The 16,932-nt window shown below is 66.1% G+C and carries 15 protein-coding genes; 10 read left to right on the top strand and 5 right to left on the bottom strand.

All coding sequences use genetic code 11. The features are described 5' to 3' along the window. The first annotated feature begins 66 nt into the window (after positions 1-66). The 4 genes from AB7M35_RS22940 (at position 67) to AB7M35_RS22925 (ending at position 5,903) form a co-directional block, all read left to right on the top strand. On the top strand, positions 67-1,359 hold the full coding sequence (locus tag AB7M35_RS22940; RefSeq protein ID WP_453962908.1) for an NAD(P)/FAD-dependent oxidoreductase: 1,293 nt from the start codon (positions 67-69) through the stop codon (positions 1,357-1,359). Positions 1,360-1,388: 29 nt separating this feature from the next. Continuing rightward, positions 1,389-1,592 carry a YgaP family membrane protein gene (locus tag AB7M35_RS22935; protein WP_453962907.1) on the top strand — a complete coding sequence of 68 codons (204 nt, stop codon included), beginning with the start codon at positions 1,389-1,391 and terminating at the stop codon, positions 1,590-1,592. Between the two features lie 76 nt (positions 1,593-1,668). Further along, positions 1,669-2,676 (top strand): efflux RND transporter periplasmic adaptor subunit, encoded by a 1,008-nt coding sequence (locus tag AB7M35_RS22930; protein WP_453962906.1) that lies wholly within the window; start codon positions 1,669-1,671, stop codon positions 2,674-2,676. Next, positions 2,673-5,903, top strand: a complete 3,231-nt coding sequence (locus tag AB7M35_RS22925; RefSeq protein WP_453962905.1) for an efflux RND transporter permease subunit — start codon at positions 2,673-2,675, stop codon at positions 5,901-5,903. The genes AB7M35_RS22930 and AB7M35_RS22925 overlap by 4 nt, the downstream gene beginning before the upstream one ends. Before the next feature lie 525 nt (positions 5,904-6,428). On the opposite strand, the gene AB7M35_RS22920 is transcribed toward AB7M35_RS22925, so the two are convergent. Together AB7M35_RS22920 and AB7M35_RS22915 are read right to left on the bottom strand one after the other, a co-directional pair. Continuing rightward, positions 6,429-8,078, bottom strand: coding sequence for a methyl-accepting chemotaxis protein (locus AB7M35_RS22920; RefSeq protein ID WP_453962904.1), 1,650 nt, complete (start codon positions 8,076-8,078; stop codon positions 6,429-6,431). An 85-nt stretch (positions 8,079-8,163) separates the two neighbouring features. Then, complete coding sequence (locus tag AB7M35_RS22915) at positions 8,164-8,733, bottom strand: hypothetical protein (RefSeq protein ID WP_453962903.1); 570 nt, start codon at positions 8,731-8,733, stop codon at positions 8,164-8,166. A gap of 315 nt (positions 8,734-9,048) precedes the next feature. On the opposite strand from AB7M35_RS22915, the gene AB7M35_RS22910 reads away from it, so the two are divergent. The 5 genes from AB7M35_RS22910 to AB7M35_RS22890 are packed head-to-tail and all read left to right on the top strand — an operon-like array spanning position 9,049 to position 13,678. After that, on the top strand, positions 9,049-9,552 hold the full coding sequence (locus tag AB7M35_RS22910; RefSeq protein ID WP_453962902.1) for a hypothetical protein: 504 nt from the start codon (positions 9,049-9,051) through the stop codon (positions 9,550-9,552). Further along, positions 9,503-11,278 (top strand): sensor histidine kinase, encoded by a 1,776-nt coding sequence (locus AB7M35_RS22905; protein WP_453962900.1) that lies wholly within the window; start codon positions 9,503-9,505, stop codon positions 11,276-11,278. Before AB7M35_RS22910 ends, AB7M35_RS22905 begins: the two co-directional genes overlap by 50 nt. Then, positions 11,278-11,676, top strand: a complete 399-nt coding sequence (locus AB7M35_RS22900; RefSeq protein WP_453962898.1) for a response regulator — start codon at positions 11,278-11,280, stop codon at positions 11,674-11,676. The genes AB7M35_RS22905 and AB7M35_RS22900 overlap by 1 nt, the downstream gene beginning before the upstream one ends. Next, a complete protein-coding gene (locus AB7M35_RS22895) occupies positions 11,669-12,901 on the top strand; it encodes an EAL domain-containing protein (protein WP_453962897.1) in 1,233 nt (410 codons plus the stop codon). Before AB7M35_RS22900 ends, AB7M35_RS22895 begins: the two co-directional genes overlap by 8 nt. Before the next feature lie 3 nt (positions 12,902-12,904). Beyond that, entirely contained in the window at positions 12,905-13,678 is a 774-nt protein-coding gene (locus AB7M35_RS22890) for a response regulator (RefSeq protein ID WP_453962896.1), read from the top strand. A 162-nt stretch (positions 13,679-13,840) separates the two neighbouring features. Here the strand turns inward: AB7M35_RS22890 and AB7M35_RS22885 are convergent, their stop codons facing one another. The 3 genes from AB7M35_RS22885 to AB7M35_RS22875 form a co-directional block, all read right to left on the bottom strand. Beyond that, a complete protein-coding gene (locus AB7M35_RS22885; RefSeq protein ID WP_453962895.1) occupies positions 13,841-14,509 on the bottom strand; it encodes a response regulator transcription factor in 669 nt (222 codons plus the stop codon). 359 nt (positions 14,510-14,868) lie between these two features. Continuing rightward, on the bottom strand, positions 14,869-15,567 hold the full coding sequence (locus tag AB7M35_RS22880; protein ID WP_453962894.1) for a hypothetical protein: 699 nt from the start codon (positions 15,565-15,567) through the stop codon (positions 14,869-14,871). A gap of 25 nt (positions 15,568-15,592) precedes the next feature. After that, a complete protein-coding gene (locus tag AB7M35_RS22875; protein ID WP_453962893.1) occupies positions 15,593-15,976 on the bottom strand; it encodes a chemotaxis response regulator CheY in 384 nt (127 codons plus the stop codon). Positions 15,977-16,167: 191 nt separating this feature from the next. Here AB7M35_RS22875 and AB7M35_RS22870 point away from each other — a divergent pair, with 191 nt between their 5' ends. Beyond that, on the top strand, positions 16,168-16,893 hold the full coding sequence (locus tag AB7M35_RS22870; protein ID WP_453962891.1) for a protein phosphatase CheZ: 726 nt from the start codon (positions 16,168-16,170) through the stop codon (positions 16,891-16,893). Positions 16,894-16,932 lie beyond the last annotated feature (39 nt).

Genomic DNA, 16,932 nt, shown 5'->3' with positions numbered 1-16,932 from the left:
AAGGCGCAGCCTTTCCCATGGTTCGGCAGGACGCAACGCTCGAAGAACGAAAAGGCGGAGGAAGTCATGGCGGAGGTTGTCGTACTTGGCGCGGGTCTCGGCGGGGTCATCATGGCCTACGAGATGAAGGAGAAACTTGGACGCGAGGGCAAGGTCACCGTGGTGAACCAGGGGGCCACCTATTCCTTCGTTCCGTCCAATCCGTGGGTGGCCGTCGGCTGGCGAAAGCCCGAGGACATCAGCGTCGATCTCGAGGGGGTGTTCTCGCGCCGCGACATCACGCTGCGCCCGGAGGGCGCCCGGCGTGTCCATCCGTCGGAAAACCGGGTCGAGCTCAACGACGGCTCGTCGATCTCCTATGATTATCTGGTCATCGCCACCGGCCCCGACCTTGCCTTCGACGAGGTGGAGGGCCTCGGACCGGACGGACATACGGCCTCGATCTGCCAGGTCGATCATGCCGGCAATACCCACGCGGCCTTCGACGCGCTGGTGCGCAATCCCGGTCCGATCGTCGTCGGCGCGGTCCAGGGCGCTTCGTGCTTCGGACCGGCCTACGAGTTCGCCTTCGTGCTCGATACCGCGCTGCGACAGGCCAAGGTGCGCGACCGCGTGCCGATGACCTTCGTGACGCCCGAGCCCTATGTCGGCCATCTCGGCCTCGACGGCGTCGGCGACACCAAGGGCCTGCTCGAGAGCGCGATGCGCGACCACCACATCAAGTGGATCACCAACGCCCGGGTGACGAAGGTCGACGACGGCCTCATGCATGTCGAGGAGGTCGCCGACGACGGTGCCGTCAAGGCGACGCACGAGCTGCCCTTCTCCTTTTCCATGATGCTGCCGGCCTTCCGCGGCGTCGAGGCGGTTCGCGGGATCGAGGGGCTGACCAATCCGCGCGGCTTCATCCTCATCGACAAGCACCAGCGCAACCCGGCGTTTCCGAACGTGTTCGCCGTCGGCGTCTGCGTGGCCATTCCCCCGGTCGGCAAGACGCCGCTCGCGGTCGGCGTGCCGAAGACGGGCTTCATGATCGAATCCATGGTCACGGCGACCGCCCACAACATCGCCGCGCTGGTGAAGGGCGAGCAGCCGCGCGCGGTCGCGACCTGGAACGCCGTCTGCCTGGCCGACTTCGGGGACGACGGCATCGCCTTCGTGGCGCAGCCGCAGATCCCGCCGCGCAACGTCAACTGGTCGTCCAAGGGGCGGTGGGTGCATGCCGCCAAGATCGGCTTCGAGAAGTACTTCCTGCACAAGGTCCGCCAGGGAAAGAGCGAGACTTTCTACGAGAATCTCGCGCTCGACATCCTGGGCGTGAAGAAGCTCAAGGACATTCACATCGAGCCCGCCGAATGAGCGCGGGACGCAACCTGGAGAAGTGAAAAATGACCGTCGATCGTGCCGTGATGATGTTCGCCGGCTTCGTGACCCTGGTGTCGTTGGCGCTCGGCGTCTTCGTGTCGCCCTACTGGTTCCTGCTGACGGCCTTCGTGGGCATCAACCTGATCCAGGCCTCCGTCACCGGCTTCTGCCCGGCGGCGATGGTGTTCCGGAAGCTCGGCGTGCGCTCCGGCGTCGCCTTCCGCTGAGCGCCGCTGCCTTCAAGCTCCCCCGTTCCCGCGCGCCGGCCACCTTGCCGGTGTGCGCCAGTCAGGATTCCGAACCGTGCGCCTGAGGCTCCTTGTCGCCCTGCCGCTGCTTGCCGCCACAGCCTTTCCGCTGGGTGCACGCGCGGCCGATCTTGTCCTCGAACCGGTGGTCGTGCCGGAGTTCAAGGCCGTCTTCGGAAAGGTGGAGAGCCGGACGATCGCGCCGGCACGTGCCCGCATCGGCGGGACGATCCGAGAGGTGCGCATCGTCGAGGGCGATGAGGTGACGAAGGGCGAGGTCCTGGCGATCGTCGTCGACGACAAGATCGCGCTGGAGACCGCGGCCGCCGACGCCCGCATCAAGGCGCTCGATTCCCAGATGGAGAATGCGCGCACCGAGCTCGACCGGGCAAAGCGGCTGCTCGAGCGCGGCGTCGCCGCCCAGAGCCGGCTGGACCAGGCACAGACCGATTTCGACGTCGTGCTGAATCAGGTCGCCGCCGCACAGGCCGACAAGTCCGTCATCGAGCAGCGGGCCCACGAGGGTGAGGTGCTCGCGCCGACCGATGGCCGGGTTCTGACCGTGCCGGTCACGCTGGGTGCCGTCGTCCTCGCCGGCGAGGAGGTCGCCCGGATCGCCAGCGGCGGCTACTTCCTGCGCCTCTCGCTGCCCGAGCGCCATGCCGCCGAGATCGAGGAGGGCGCCGTCGTGCAGATCGGCAAGCGCGGGCTCGCGGGTTCCGCCGCGGTCGATGCCGGAGCGGCGACGAGCGGGACCATCGCCAAGATCTACCCCGAGATTTCCGACGGGCGCGTCATCGCCGACGTCGAGGTCCAGAGCCTCGGCGACTATTTCGTCAACGAGCGCACGCTGGTGCGCATTCCGGTCGGCAAGCGCACGGTGCTGGCGGTCCCCCCCGACGCGGTGAAGACCATCCACGGCATCGATTACGTGAAGATCGCCAATGATGCGGGCGAGCAGGACGTGGCCGTCGTGCTCGGTGACCCGGTCACGGTCGACGACGAAGCCCGCGTCGAGGTCCTGACCGGCCTGCGCGCCGGCGACCGGGTCGTCCTGCCATGAGGCTCGGGATCGCCGGCGGCCTCACGCGCGCCTTCATCACCTCTCCGCTCACGCCCCTCTTCCTGCTCGCCTCCTTCGCGCTGGGCATCGTCGCGCTGCTGACGCTGCCGCGCGAGGAAGAGCCGCAGATCTCCGTTCCGATGGTCGAGATCCGCGTGCAGGCGAACGGCCTCAAGGCGGAGGACGCGGTCAAGCTCGTCACCGAACCGCTCGAGACCATCGTCAAGAGCATCGACGGGGTCGAGCACGTCTATTCCCGCACGGAGGACGACGGCGCCGTGGTGCTCGCGCGCTTCGTCGTCGGCACCAGCCAGGACGCGGCGATCCTGCGCGTGCACGAGAAGGTGTCCGCCAACATGGACCGGATCCCGGTCGGGATCCCCGAGCCGCTGATCGTCGGCCGCGGCATCGACGACGTCGCGATCGTCGTCGTCACGCTGACGCCGAAGCCCTCGGTGGCTGGCCGCTGGACCGAGAACGGGCTGACCCGGCTCGCCCGCGAGCTGCAGATCGAAATGTCGAAGCTGCCCGACGTCGGCCTCACCTACATCGTCGGCGAGCAGCCGGAACGGCTGCGCATCGAACCGGACCCGGAGAAGCTGTCGCTCTACGGCATCACGCTGCAGCAGCTTGCCCAGAAGATCTCCGGAGCCAACCGCTCGGTCGAGATCGGACGCGTGCGGGAGGACCAGGACCAGCGGACCCTGGTCGCCGGCCAGACGCTCCACGGCGGACCCGAGATCGGCAACCTCTTCCTGACGGCGCGCGACGGCCGGCCGGTGTACGTGCGCGACGTGGCGACCATCACGCTCGCCACGTCGCCCAACGAGGTGCGCGTCGCCGACGTCCGCAAGGTCGACGGAACGCTGGAGCGCGTGCCGGCCGTCTCGCTGGCGATCGCCAAGCGGCCGGGCAGCAATGCGGTCGTCATCGCCGAGCAGATCGTGCACCGCCTCGACCTCATGCGCGGCCAGGTGCTGCCGGACGACATCGACGTCGCCATCACGCGCAACTACGGCGAATCGGCCAACGAAAAGGCCAACGAACTCCTGTTCCACCTCGGGCTCGCGACGGTCACCATCGTCGCGCTGATCGGGTTCGCGATCGGCTGGCGCGCCGCGCTGGTCACGCTGGTGGTCATTCCGACCACGATCCTGCTCACCCTCTTCGCCGCCCGGATCATGGGCTACACGATCAATCGGGTGAGCCTGTTCGCGCTGATCTTCTCGATCGGCATTCTCGTCGACGACGCCATCGTGGTCATCGAGAACATTTCCCGACACTGGGCCATGCGCGACGGCCGCTCGCGTGTGCAGGCCGCCATCGAGGCGGTGGCGGAGGTGGGCAACCCGACCATCGTGGCGACGCTCACCGTCATCGCGGCGCTGCTGCCGATGCTTTTCGTGTCGGGCCTGATGGGCCCGTACATGGCGCCGATCCCGGCGAACGCCTCCGCCGCCATGATCTTCTCGTTCTTCGTCGCGGTGGTGCTGACGCCTTGGCTGATGCTCAAGGTGGCGGGAAAGGCCTCGGCCGCGGCGGGTGCGCACGGCGGGCATAGCGACGCCCATGGCCATGGCGGCGGCATGCTCGGGCGGATCTACGTCGCGGTGGCGCGTCCGATCCTGAAGGCGCGCTGGCGGGCCTGGACCTTCCTCCTGCTGGTGGGGGTCGCCACGCTCGCCTCGATGGTGCTGCTCTACACCAAGCACGTCACCGTCAAGCTGCTGCCGTTCGACAACAAAACCGAGCTCCAGGTGGTGGTCGACCTGCCGGAGGGCGCGTCGGTGGAAGACACCGACCGGGCGCTGCGGCAGGTCGTCGAGCGGCTCGCCGACCTGCCCGAGGCCGTCTCCTTCCAGACCTATGCGGGGACGTCGGCGCCGTTCAACTTCAACGGCCTGGTGCGCCAGTACTACCTTCGCAATCAGCCCCAGATGGGCGACGTGCAGGTGAACCTGCTGCCGAAGCAGGAGCGCGACCGCACCAGCCACGACACGGCCCTGGACATCCGCGAGCGGCTGAAGGGGATCGACGTCCCGGCCGGCACGGCGATCAAGGTCGTCGAGCCGCCGCCCGGACCTCCGGTGCTGGCGACGCTGCTGGCGGAAATCTACGGCCCGGACGCGGAGACGCGGCGCGCCGTGGCTACGAAGGTGCGCGAGGCGTTCGCCAGCGTACCGTTCGTGGTGGACGTCGACGATTCCTTCGGAACGCCGGCCGAGCGCGTGCGCATCGCCATCGATCAGGCGAACCTCGAATACTACAAGGTCGAGCAGGACGACGTGTACGACACCGTCCAGGCGCTGTTCGGCGGCCAGACGGTCGGCTACTCCCACCGCGGCGGCGGCCGCCAGCCGATCCCGATCACCATCGCGCTGCCGAAGGGGGGCAAGGTCGTCGACGAACGCACGCTGACGACCCCCGTCGCGGCCAACGCGCTGCCCGGCGACCGGGCCATCGTCGAGCTGGGCGACGTCGTCGACGTGACCCGCGAGCGGGCCTCGTTTCCGATCTTCCGTCACAACGGGCGTGCCGCGGAAATGGTGCAGGCGGAGCTCGCCGGTGCCTACGAGGCGCCGGTCTACGGCATGATCGCGGTGGCCGACGCCATCGACGCCGCCGATTGGGGCGACGTGCCCAAGCCGGTGATCAGGCTGCACGGCCAGCCGGAGGACGAGACGCATCCGACCCTTCTGTGGGACGGCGAATGGGAGGTGACCTGGGTCACCTTCCGCGACATGGGCGCGGCCTTCGGCGTGGCCATCCTCGGGATCTACATCCTCGTGGTCGCCCAGTTCGGCTCGTTCAAGCTGCCGCTGGTGATCCTGACGCCGATCCCGCTCACGCTGATCGGGATCATGATCGGCCACTGGCTGTTCCAGGCGCCGTTCACGGCGACCTCGATGATCGGCTTCATCGCACTGGCCGGCATCATCGTGCGCAACTCGATCCTGCTTGCCGACTTCATCCGCCACTCGGCCAGTCCGGATCGGCCGCTCATCGACGTGCTGCTCGAGGCGGGCGCCATCCGCTTCAAGCCGATCCTGCTCACCGCGCTGGCCGCGATGATCGGCGCGGCGGTGATCCTGGCCGATCCGATCTTCCAGGGTCTCGCGATCTCGCTGCTGTTCGGGCTGGCGTCGTCGACGCTGCTGACCGTTCTCGTCATCCCGGCGATCTACATTGCGCTCAGGGGTGGCCGGCAGCCGGCGGTGGGGGGCTGAACGAACAGGCTGGACACGCTGATGAGAGGGGTGCCGTGGACGCGCGGAGCATCGCGCTGTCGCGAGGCGCTGGTCGGGCGGGAGAAACTGTGGGGCAAATGAAAAAAAGGCCCGGACCTTACTTGTGCTTTGGTCCGGGCCTCTGAGTTGGACGCCACCCGCTTCGGGGAGGGAGGAAAGGGGGCGTCCTGCAAAAGAAACTCTCGGGTTCGAGCGGACGGCGTCCGCCGAGGCCGATCGATCCGGATCCGCTCAGGTCGTCGCCGCGGATCCGTCTCTTCAACGAGATCAACCCTAGGCCGCGTTGCTTGCGCGAACCTTGTGTCCCGGCGCGGGCCTCGTGCGGCGCTGCCAACGTCCGACCGGCGGGTCTTGGTATAGGAGGTCCGGAGGAGTCGGCAGGGCCGGGAGGTCTCGGCCGCCCTCACACGGATGAGGACCACGTCAAACGAAAAGGGCCTGGATCGGCGTATCGCTGATCCAGGCCCTTTCGGCTGGCGGTGGTCGGGTGGGAAGGAAGGGACGTCAGGCAACGTCCTTGAGGAAGCGGTCCACCACGGAACGCAGGTCGGCGGTCTGCGAAACGACGTCGTTGGACGCGGTCTCGACCTGGGACGCGGCCTCCGACGTCTGCAGCGCGACCGAGGTCACGCCGGAGATCCGGGCCGCGGCGTCGCGGGTGCCGTCGGCGGCTTCGGCGACGTTGCGCGAGATGTCACCGGTCGCCTGGCCCTGCTGGCCGACGGCGGTGGCGATCGCCGCGGTGCAGTCGCTGACCTCCTCCATGATGTCGGTGATCGACTTGATCGCGCTGACGGCATCCTCGGTCGAGCTCTGGATCGCGGCGATCTGGGCGCCGATCTCCTCGGTTGCCTTCGCCGTCTGGTTCGCGAGCGTCTTCACCTCGGCCGCCACGATGGCGAAGCCGCGGCCGTGCTCGCCCGCCCGAGCGGCCTCGATGGTGGCGTTGAGCGCGAGGAGGTTGGTCTGCGCCGCGATGTCAGAGATCAGCTCGACCACCTCGCCGATCTTGTGGGCGGCCTCGGCGAGACCGGCGATCTTCTCGTTGGTCGTGCGGGTGTCGTTGGCGGCGCGACCGACGACGTGGTTGGTGTCGGAAACCTGACGACCGATCTCGCCGATCGAGGCGGCGAGCTGTTCGGAGGCGGAAGCGACGGCCCCGACATTCTCCGACGCCTGCTGGGAGGCGGCGGCGGCGCCCGACGCGCCGCTGGTGGCGCTCTCGGCGATGCCCATGAGCTCCGATGCGGTGGCCTGCATCTGGTTCATGTTGGCGCTGATCGAACCGAGCACGCCCTGGATTTCCTCACGGAAGCGGGAAATCAGGCGCTCGATGTTTTCCTGGCGCTCCGCCCGCTCAAGCTGGGCGCGTTCCTGCTCTTCGGCCAGGCGCCGATGCTCGATGGCGTTGTCGCGGAACACCGCCACGGCCCGGGCCATCTCGCCAATCTCGTCGCGGCGGTCGACCCCTCGGATCTCGAAGTCGGTCTGACCGTCGGCGAGCTTGTTCATCGTGCCCACCACGTCGTCGATGGGCCGGCTCATCCAGCGCCGCATCGCCACCTCGATGAGCAGCGCGACCACGAGCGCGATCAGGAGAGCCTCGCCGAGGCTGATGAACGCACCGTTGCGCAGGGCGGTCCAGGTCTCGGTGTTGTTCCAGGTGACCACCACCGCGCCGATCGTGTCGTTGGTCGCACCGAAGCGCACCGGAGCGGCGGTGAACTGGTAGGATCCGTCCGTCTCGGTGACGATGTCGTTGGCGGCGAGCGCGGCGCGGGCAACCACCAGCGCGGCTTCCGCATCGTGGGCGGTCCCCGTCTCGGAGATGACGGTGCCGTCGGCGCTGACCGTCAGGAAGTGGTCGGCGTGGGCGGCCGCGTCAGCGCCGAGCTGGCCGGTCGCTCCGTCGATGGCGTCGACCTTCGCGAAACGGACCGCTCCGGACAACTGGCCGGCGAGCAGGCTGGTCAGCTGGGCGTGGGTCCGTTCCAGGGTCTCGGTCGTGCCGTTGACCTCGGTGTAGTAGGTGAGAACCGTGGTGCTCGCGAAGCCGATCGAGACGGCCGCGAAGACGCCGAGAGCGATGCGCCTGCGCAGAGATTTCTTGCGGGAGGCTCTTGCCGGCCGATCTTTGGTATCCTGTTCAGACATCGTCGTCCTCCGGTTGTCGTTTGTCGCGGCACGTGCCGTCGGAAGAAGAAAGCGGCCGCTTTCGCGGCCGTTGAAGGTGGGTGGGTTACTGCAGGTACTCGACGTTCACGCCGACGGTGAGCGCGCCGATGACGGTGCCGTTGTCGACGACGGGGATCGAGACCTGGCTCTGATAGGTCTGCGTCGACTCATCGAGCTCCACGTCGGAGAGGTGCACGGCGCCCGCGCCCTTCGGATAGGTCTCCTGCCACTTGGCTTCGTCACCCTGCCAGTAGTCGGACGTGACGCCGCTCTGGGCGACGTTCAGGCCCTTGGCGTCCATGACGAAGATTTCGGTAAACAGGCCCTGCGAGTTTTCCTTCGCGGCGACGAGAAAGGTCGACGCGGGACGGGCGAGGATGGCGTCGATGGTCGGCTGCGAGCCGCTTCCGATCTCGGCACGCCAGGCCTTGTCGGCGGCGTCGATGGTCGCCTGGTCGTAGCCCGAGGTCTGGGCGTTCTGGGCCTTCACGGCGGCCACGACTTCCGGCGCCGACGCGATGGCGGCGATATCGCCCTGGGCCAGGGTGGTCAGCGGAGCCTCGAATTCGTTGGCGAACACCGGCGCGGAGAGGAGTGCGAGGGCGCAGAGGCCCGAAACAAGCGTGGACTTCATCCTTGGGGTTCCTTCTGGTGGCTTGTCCTTACAAAGGCGGCTCGAGGCCTATCCGAGCGAGCTTGTGCGAAGCTTGGCAGCCTCGGCGGGGCTTTGAGGGGGACGGAAGCGACAGGGGAGCACGGGCCGGAGGGGCGTGCTGGTCCGAACTGGGACCAGAAAAGGGGGGGTCACTCCCAAAATGGAGTGAAATCACCTTCGCGGCGCGCCGGGTCGTGTGCGAACATCTTAACCATGTTGTCGAGAGCGCGCGGGGCCACCGCAATCTGCGGATCGTCCGCCCCTGTGCGCTATCCTGTCCGGAGCTGCGACCTCATGTTGTCGAAGCTGACGCGTCTTCTGGCGGCGCTCGCAATTGCCATCTTTCCGGGCGCCGCTCTCGCGCTGCACCCGCAAATTGATCTGACGGTGCGGTGGAAGGCGCAGGACGGCACCGTCCTGAAGGAACAGACCCTCGACACGGCAGCCCTCGAAACGCTGCCCCAAAGCACCTTCAGCACCACGACCCCGTGGACGGACGGAATACAGACGTTCTCGGGGCCTTCGATCGGCGAGATCGCTGCACTTGGACCGCATCCGGTGAAGGAGGCGAAATTCAGCGCGCTGAACAACTACAGCGGTACGCTTCCATCGGAAGACTGGACGGTGCTTGGCGCCATTTTAGCCACCCGGCACAATGGCGAGCATATGGATGTCCGGAATCTCGGCCCATTCTGGGTGATCTACCCGATCGACAAGCAACCCAGCATATTGGATGTGCAGCGTTATCATGGCCGTATGGTTTGGCAGGTCAAAGAAGTGGACTTCGTCGTCGAGTGAGGGCGGAAGGGGGTGGTCGAACCTCCTGACGGTCATCCTCACGCTGACGACGCTGGGTCTGCTGGCAAGCACTGCCATGCTCTACTGGGAGCAGGAGCGAAGCCGCCAGGCGCTGGCGATCAGCGTGCGCACGTCGGGCTGGGTCGCCTATCAGGCCCAGCTGGAGCTCGTGCGATCCCGTTCCGCGATCCGTGTCGCGGTTATCGCTCCGTCGCAGGAGGCGATGGACAATGTCGGACTTCGCCTGGCGATCCTCAGGTCCCGATTGCCGCTGCTCTACGGGTCCGAGGAAGGCCGGCTGTTGCCGAACATCCAGCAGTACCGTGGGTTGCTTGAGGGGTATGAGAGCCTGCTCGACGGTTATCTCGACAGGGAGACGCCGACGCCGGGCAGCCCGGAGGCCGTCGATGTCCTGAACGGGCTCTACGATGAGCTGGCGCCGCTGTCACAGACGCTGCAGACGGTGTTGCAGTCGGCGATCGCATACAACGAGGAAGTCTATCGGCGCGAGCAGATGCTGGCGGAGCGATCCGCCTTCGTGCCGCTCGCCCTTCTGGCCGTCTCCGGCGGTCTGCTGGTCGTGTTCCTGATCCTGCAGGGGGCGCGGGATCGCCAGCGGTTGATGGCGATGGCGGCGGCGGAGGAGGAGGCGGCGTCGGTGCGCGAGAACCTGCGCGCATTGATCGAGGCGATGCCGGCCATGATCGTCGTCTATGATCCGAACGATCTGGAAGTCTACTTCATAAACGCCATGGGTCTGGCTCTGATCAATCCTTCGTCGGAGCATCCGGACTGGCAGCGCTTCCTGGCGGCGGCGCAGACGGCGTTGCCGGATCGCGACGAACTGGACACAGGTTGGGGCTCGTTCTCGTTCCCCCGAGACGAGAGGTCCATCGTGGCCCTCAGGGGTAGTCGTCGTCCGATCACCTGGGAAGGCCGAACCCTCTGCCTCCTTGCGCTTGCCGACACCACCCAGCTTCGCGACGCCGAGTACCAGATCATGCAGGCCGCGAAACTGTCGACCCTCGGCGAGATGGCCTCGGCGATCGCGCACGAGATCAACCAGCCGCTTGCTGTCATCCGAATGGCGGCGGCAAATGCCCGCCGTCTGCTGGCAAACGGCGATACCCAGGCCCTGCAGACCAAACTTTCGCGCATCGACGAGCAGGTCGAGCGCGCCAAGCGCATCATCGATCAGGTACGCAGCTACGGCCGCAAGCCGTCGCTGCGTGCCGAGCGCTTCGCGCTGCCCCGCGCGATCGACCTTGCCATCAGTTTCGTCGCCGAGCAGTACCGGCTGTCGAGCATCCACCTGCTGCTCGACCTCGACTTGTCCGAAGATGTGATGGTCGACGGCGAGCAGACGCTGTTCGAGCAGGTCATCGTCAACATCCTGCTCAACGCGCGCGACGCGTATGAGGGAACGGAGATCGATGCGGATCGGCGGGTCGTTTCGGTCGCGGCCGCGACCGACGGGATCAAGATCCGCATCACTATTTCCGATGCTGCCGGCGGCATCGCTGAGAGCATCATCAAGGACCTCTTCGAGCCGTTCACCACCACGAAGCCCGACGGCAAGGGCACGGGGCTCGGCCTGTCGCTGTCGCGCAACATCGTCCGGAAGATGGGTGGTGAAGTCAGTGTCGAGAACATCGCGAGCGGGGCGCGCTTCACGATCGTGCTGCCGGTGGCGGATGGTGGTGTCGGCGAGCGGAGCGCGGCCTAGTGCGGGACCGCTCCATCCTGATCTGCGACGACGAGGTCGAGATCGTCGAGGAGCTCGCCGAGTTCTTCCACAGCTGCGGATGGCAGGTGCGGCTGGCGTGCACGGGGGCAGACGCCAAACGCATCCTGTTGGAAGGCGGGTGCCGGGACGTGCTCCTGACGGACCTGCGGCTGGACGACGTCGACGGATCCTCCCTCGTCACGTTCTCCAGCGAGCTGCCAGCAGGCAAGCGGCCACAGCTTCACGCAATCATGACCGGCTATGTGGTGGAGAATACCACCGCGGAAGAGCTGGGCGCAGACGCGCTCTATCTCAAGCCGGTCGATCCACTCGCGCTCGTCAAGGACGTTGAGCATCGGCTGGCGCTTCGCGACAAAGCGGCGCCGGAAGATGGATGAGCTCCACAAGAAGCGAAGACGCGAGATCGTGATCCTCGATGATGATCTGAGTCTGAGGCAGGAGCTCGCTCATTTCCTGACTGCGCACGACCATGCCGTCGTGACCCTCGCCGACGAATCCATGCTCGATCTGTCCCGTCTCGGCTTTTCGGACATCCTCATCCTCGATTTCATGCTCGGGGCAGGAGACTGCACCAACATCCTCAAACTGGTCGCGAACGTGCCCAATCCGCCTCATCTCATTCTGATGACCGGGCGGGGTGAATCGGTTCTGCGGGCGACGGCGGCGGCGGCGGAGAGCGCGGGACTGTCGGTTCTCGGCGTTCTGAACAAGCCGTTCGACTGCTGTCAGCTGCAGTGCCTCGTCGAGTCCGTTGTCGACCATGAGCCCCCCTCGGTGGCCAATGCGATCTCGCATACGCAGATCCGAAACGCGGTGGATGCCGCACTGGAGCGCGGCCAGCTCCCCGTGGCGTTCCAGCCGCTGGTGGCCGCCGACACGCTTGCATTCTGCGGAGCGGAGGCCTTGCTGGCGGGATGGCTGCCGGACATCGGGCCCGTCTCGCCGATCAAGATCATCGAGGCGCTGGAGGGCGATCGCGGCCTGATCACGCGCCTCACGGAGGACGTGCTCCGTCAGGCCGCCGTTGCGTGCCGGACCTGGACCGACGCCGGATGGAGCGGGGCGGTAAGCGTCAACGTTCCGATCGAGGTTCTGACCCAGCCGCACGCCGTCGATCATTTTTCCGTGGTCGTGCGCGATGCCGGCCTCGCTCCGGAGCAGCTGATTCTCGAGCTCACGGAGAACGCCCTTTACGATTCCTCCTTCGTTGCGGTGACCGCCCTTCTGAAGTTGCACATCGCCGGTTTCGGTCTCGCCCTCGATGACGTCGGTCAGCGCCAGAGCGGGCTTCTGCAGCTCGCGAACCTGCCGGTGACCGAGCTCAAGATCGATATGGAGCTCATCCGCGCGGCCAGGTCATGGACCAAGGGAAGGGCCATTTTCGAGGCACTCGCCGAGCTCGGCCGGAGCCTCGATCTGATCGTCGTCGCGGAAGGCATAGAAAAGGCGGAGGATCTTGCTCTCGCCCGGAAAAATCGGGTTAGCTACATTCAGGGCTATCTGATCTCTCAGAAGTGCTCGTTGTCGGAGTTGATGATCATGTTGCCAGAGTTCAGCAGTCGCTTGTCGACATATGCGGCACTCGACAATCAGGTAGCTTGACCATTGTCCGCGCCCAAAGTCCTCATTGTCGATGACGATCCTCTGGTGCTGGAGGAGCTTGGCGAGGGCCTAGTGGCGCTCGGCCATCCCGTGCACTCGGCATCAAGCGCCAACGAAGCGCTCGAGCTCTTCGACCGTCATCAAGAGCTGAAGGTCGTCGTGACCGACATCCAGATGCCGAACATCAACGGCATCGAGCTGCTGCAGAAGCTTTCCTACAAGCGCAAGGTCCGGCCATTCGCGGCGATCGTGATTACCGGCAACGCCTCGCTCGACAGGGCTGTCGCCGCCTTGCGGCTGCAGGCCGTCGATTTTCTGCAGAAACCGATCATGCCCGAAGAGGTCGCGCACGCCATCGATCGAGCGCTCGCGCTGGGAGAAGAAGTCGCCGCCGCACCGGGGCAGGCGGCACCCCCACCTGCGAAGCCGCAGCCGGATGATTATCTCCGCGGGCTGATCGCGGCGCGGAGCGATCGGGATCAGATCTTCGATTCCAGCCTGTTCTCGGATCCGTCCTGGGACATGCTGCTCGACCTCGCCCTCGCGGAAGAAAGTGGGCGCGCGATCTCGGTGACGAGCCTGTGCCTGGCGTCGCGTGCACCGACGACCACTGCGCTGCGGCGGATCGACGAGCTGCAGGCCGCGGGCCTCGTCGAGCGTGTCCCGGATCAGCAGGACCGACGCCGGATCGTCGTGCAATTGACCGAGACCGGACGGACCCGAATGCACGAATTCGTCGACCGTCAGACCAAGCGTGGTGGCCGGCAGTCGCACTGACGGAAGCGCCCGGGACAGGTCCGGACGCGCGGCTGCTGCGGGATGGGAAACGGTGCGATTGCCGCTCGGGGCTCGACGTGCCCAAGCTGGCACGCGATCGACCCGTCGGCCGGGGGGATTTTCCGCGAAAGGCCGCCGGCTGGCGGCCCTTGATTGTCGAGATCAGCCGACGAAGCGGTAGCCGATGAAGCGCTTGGCGTCGATGACGTCGTGATCCAGGCGCTGGCGCAGCTTCTTGCGCAGCTTGCTCATGTGGCCCTCGATCACGGTCTCGTCGAGGTCCTCGTTGAAGACCCCGTAGATCGCGTTGAAGAGCTGGGTCTTGGTGACCCGGCGGCCGCTGTTCTTCACCAGATACTCGAGGATGTGGCGCTCGCGGCGGGGGAGCTGCAGGGGCTCGTCGTCGATTTCCGGATCGCGGCCGTTGAAGAAGACCTTGAGGCGGCCGCTGGTCGACGGCTTCTCGACGGCATTGGCACGGCGCCAGACGGCGTCCAGCCGGGCGACGATCTCGCGAACGTGGATCGGCTTGCGAACCACATCGTCGATGCCCGCCGTGAAGAGCTCCAGCGTATGCTCCAGGGAGCGCTCCTCGCTCAGCGCGATGATGGGGGCTCGGGAATGACCACGGATGATGTCGGGATAGGTTGTCCGCCCGTCGAGCTCACCGAGAACAAATCCCTGCACCGCATCAAGGTCCTGGTCCGACGCGCTGGTCAGCCAATCCTTGAATTCGTTTGAGCAAAGCCCAAGTGACGCAAAGCCTTCGCGGGCAAAGCCGGCGGTATATCCAGATGTAACGGTGTCTCTATGATCAACTACAACGTACACGGCTGAACCTTTCCGCGAATGTTAATCTGCCAAAAGCCTGAATTTGTGAATTCTGGGCTGTCCCCCGGCGGTCTCGCCGTGTCACAATTTCTTAATATTCAGGAAAATACATCCACTCAACGGCAACCCGTTCTGCTTTGGCAGACGTTTCCATTCCAATTTGGAGCTATTCTCGAAACGTGATGGGCGCGCTTTCAAAGCGTGATGGCGCGGAGCGCCAGGCACGGCGGTTCGGCCCGTCTGCTCGATCGCGGCGGCCGGACTGCGCGTGATGCTGTCGATGAGTGAGGCCGGGATCCGGGTGAGATGTGGGCGAGGCGTGGCAATGCCGGTGCCCGTTCTCCTCATGGCTCCGGCGTCTAGGGACGCGAAGCCGGACGGGTCTCGTCGAGAACAAAGGGAAGAATGACGCGCGAGGGAGGTGGCGCGCTGGCCGCCGGCTTCGGCGCGGCGGTCCCCGGCGTTTCTGCTGATGGTCGCACGGCGCCGGCGGACGCACTGTCCGAGCTGGCCCGGGATCCGGCGATCGCGCCGTCTGTCCCCGGCCCGCGACCCGTGGGGTCGAGGGGCGCTGTCGCCGCGGCGGCCGGGAGGCCATCCGCTTCGACCAGGTCGTCCATCCGCGTCGGGCGCCATCCGGTCTCCGGGCGCCAGCATCGTCTGCCGGTGACGCGGGCCTGGCCGGCGGTCGGGGGCCTGTACTCGTACTCGAAGACCCGGCAGTCGGCTCCGTCGGGGCCGGGTTCGTAGGGGGAGACGCTGAGAAGCAGCGTCGAGCCCGAGATCAGTTCGATGCGAACACGCCGCCCCGGCGGCGTCATGTCCATCGCGGCTTCGAGCTCGTCGTCGATGGCCGCGCGGTCCGGTCCGACGATGTCGGCCGGAGTCGGGTTCCAGGCGGCTTCAGCCGGCCCGCCATTGGAGGCCGCAGCCGTCGCCGTTCGTTCCGCGGCCGGTCCGTCTGTCTGTCCGGCGGCGTGGTGCATCGATGCCGCAAGAGCGGCGGCAATGCAGGCGGCCCGGATCGCAGGGCCGCACCGAGCGGCGGTACCGGGCATGGCCGCCGTCGCGTTGGCGCGCAGGTCAGTTCTGGAAGACGGTCTCGATCTTGCCCTTCAACGTCTGGGCGTTGAACGGCTTCACGATGTAGTTCGAGACGCCGGCCTTCTTCGCGGCGACGACGTTCTCGGACTTGGCTTCGGCCGTCACCATGATGAACGGGATCGCGCTGAGGGCGTCGTCCGAGCGCACGTGCTGCAGGAGCTCGTAGCCGGTCATCGGCTGCATGTTCCAGTCGGAGATGACGAGGCCGTAGGTGCGCTCCTTGAGCTTGCCGAGCGCTTCGGTGCCGTCGGTGGCTTCGTCCACGTCCTCGAAGCCGAGCTGCTTCAGGAGATTTTTGATGATGCGGATCATCGTCTTGTAGTCGTCGACCACCAAGACCGGCATCGAGAAGTCGAGCGCCATCGTTAGCTCCATATGATTGATCGTCAGAGATACGCTCACTCTCGGGCGGCGCACCGGTTTCGATACATATCGTGTAATGGAGGTTAACTTGCGCGAGGCTTGCTTTGGTGTTCGGGGGGGAATTTACGTAGATCGCGGAGCCATACTATAAAATCTTCGCGAAAACTTGTATTGAGCCAAAGGAGACGCCGATGTCGGCAGGCTTGCGACCATATCGCATTGAGCGCGCCGGACGAGATCAGAAGGCGGCGAACGTCGAGGCCCCGACGGCGCTGCTTACGCATTTCGACCGCATTCACAGTGAACTTGCCGATCTGAGAGACCTGATCACGCGCCTCGAGGAGCGGGCCCAGGACGGCTCCGCGCCGAGTGGCGGGGTGACCCTCCTTGCCGGTGTCGAGACGATCCAGGATGCGATCAAGCGGACCCGCGGCGAGCTCGGTGCCCTGAACGCGAGGGGAAACAAGAAGGCGCAGTTCCATCGTGCCACCGACGAGCTCGATGCCGTCGTGTCGGACACCGAGGGGGCGACGGATGCCATTCTTGCCACCGCCGAGACCATCGAGGATCTGGCCTCGCGCCTGTCGAAGTCCGCGTCGCTGGAAAACGCCGAACGCGAACTGGTCGAGCAGATCCACGAGAACACCGTTCGCATCTTCGAGGCCTGCAACTTCCAGGACATCACCGGCCAGCGCATCAGCAAGGTGGTCGGCCTGATGCACTTCATCGAGACGCGTCTCGCTACGATGGCCGACATCTGGAAGAGCTTCGGGTCGCTCAACGAGGAGTACGACTCCGAGGCTCAGGAAGCCCACAGCTTCACCCGCACCGCGTCGGGCGTCGAGATGCACGGCCCGGTCCTCAACGGCGATGCCGACGTGGTGTCCCAGGACGATATCGACTCGCTCTTTCCCTGAGGGCGGGTTGCTCCGGAGGCTCGGACGCCAAGGCGCGCG

This window comes from Amorphus suaedae, from assembly GCF_053629675.1.
Note: the sequence above shows the minus strand (reverse complement) of the source record. Positions and strands in the feature narration are given on the sequence as shown.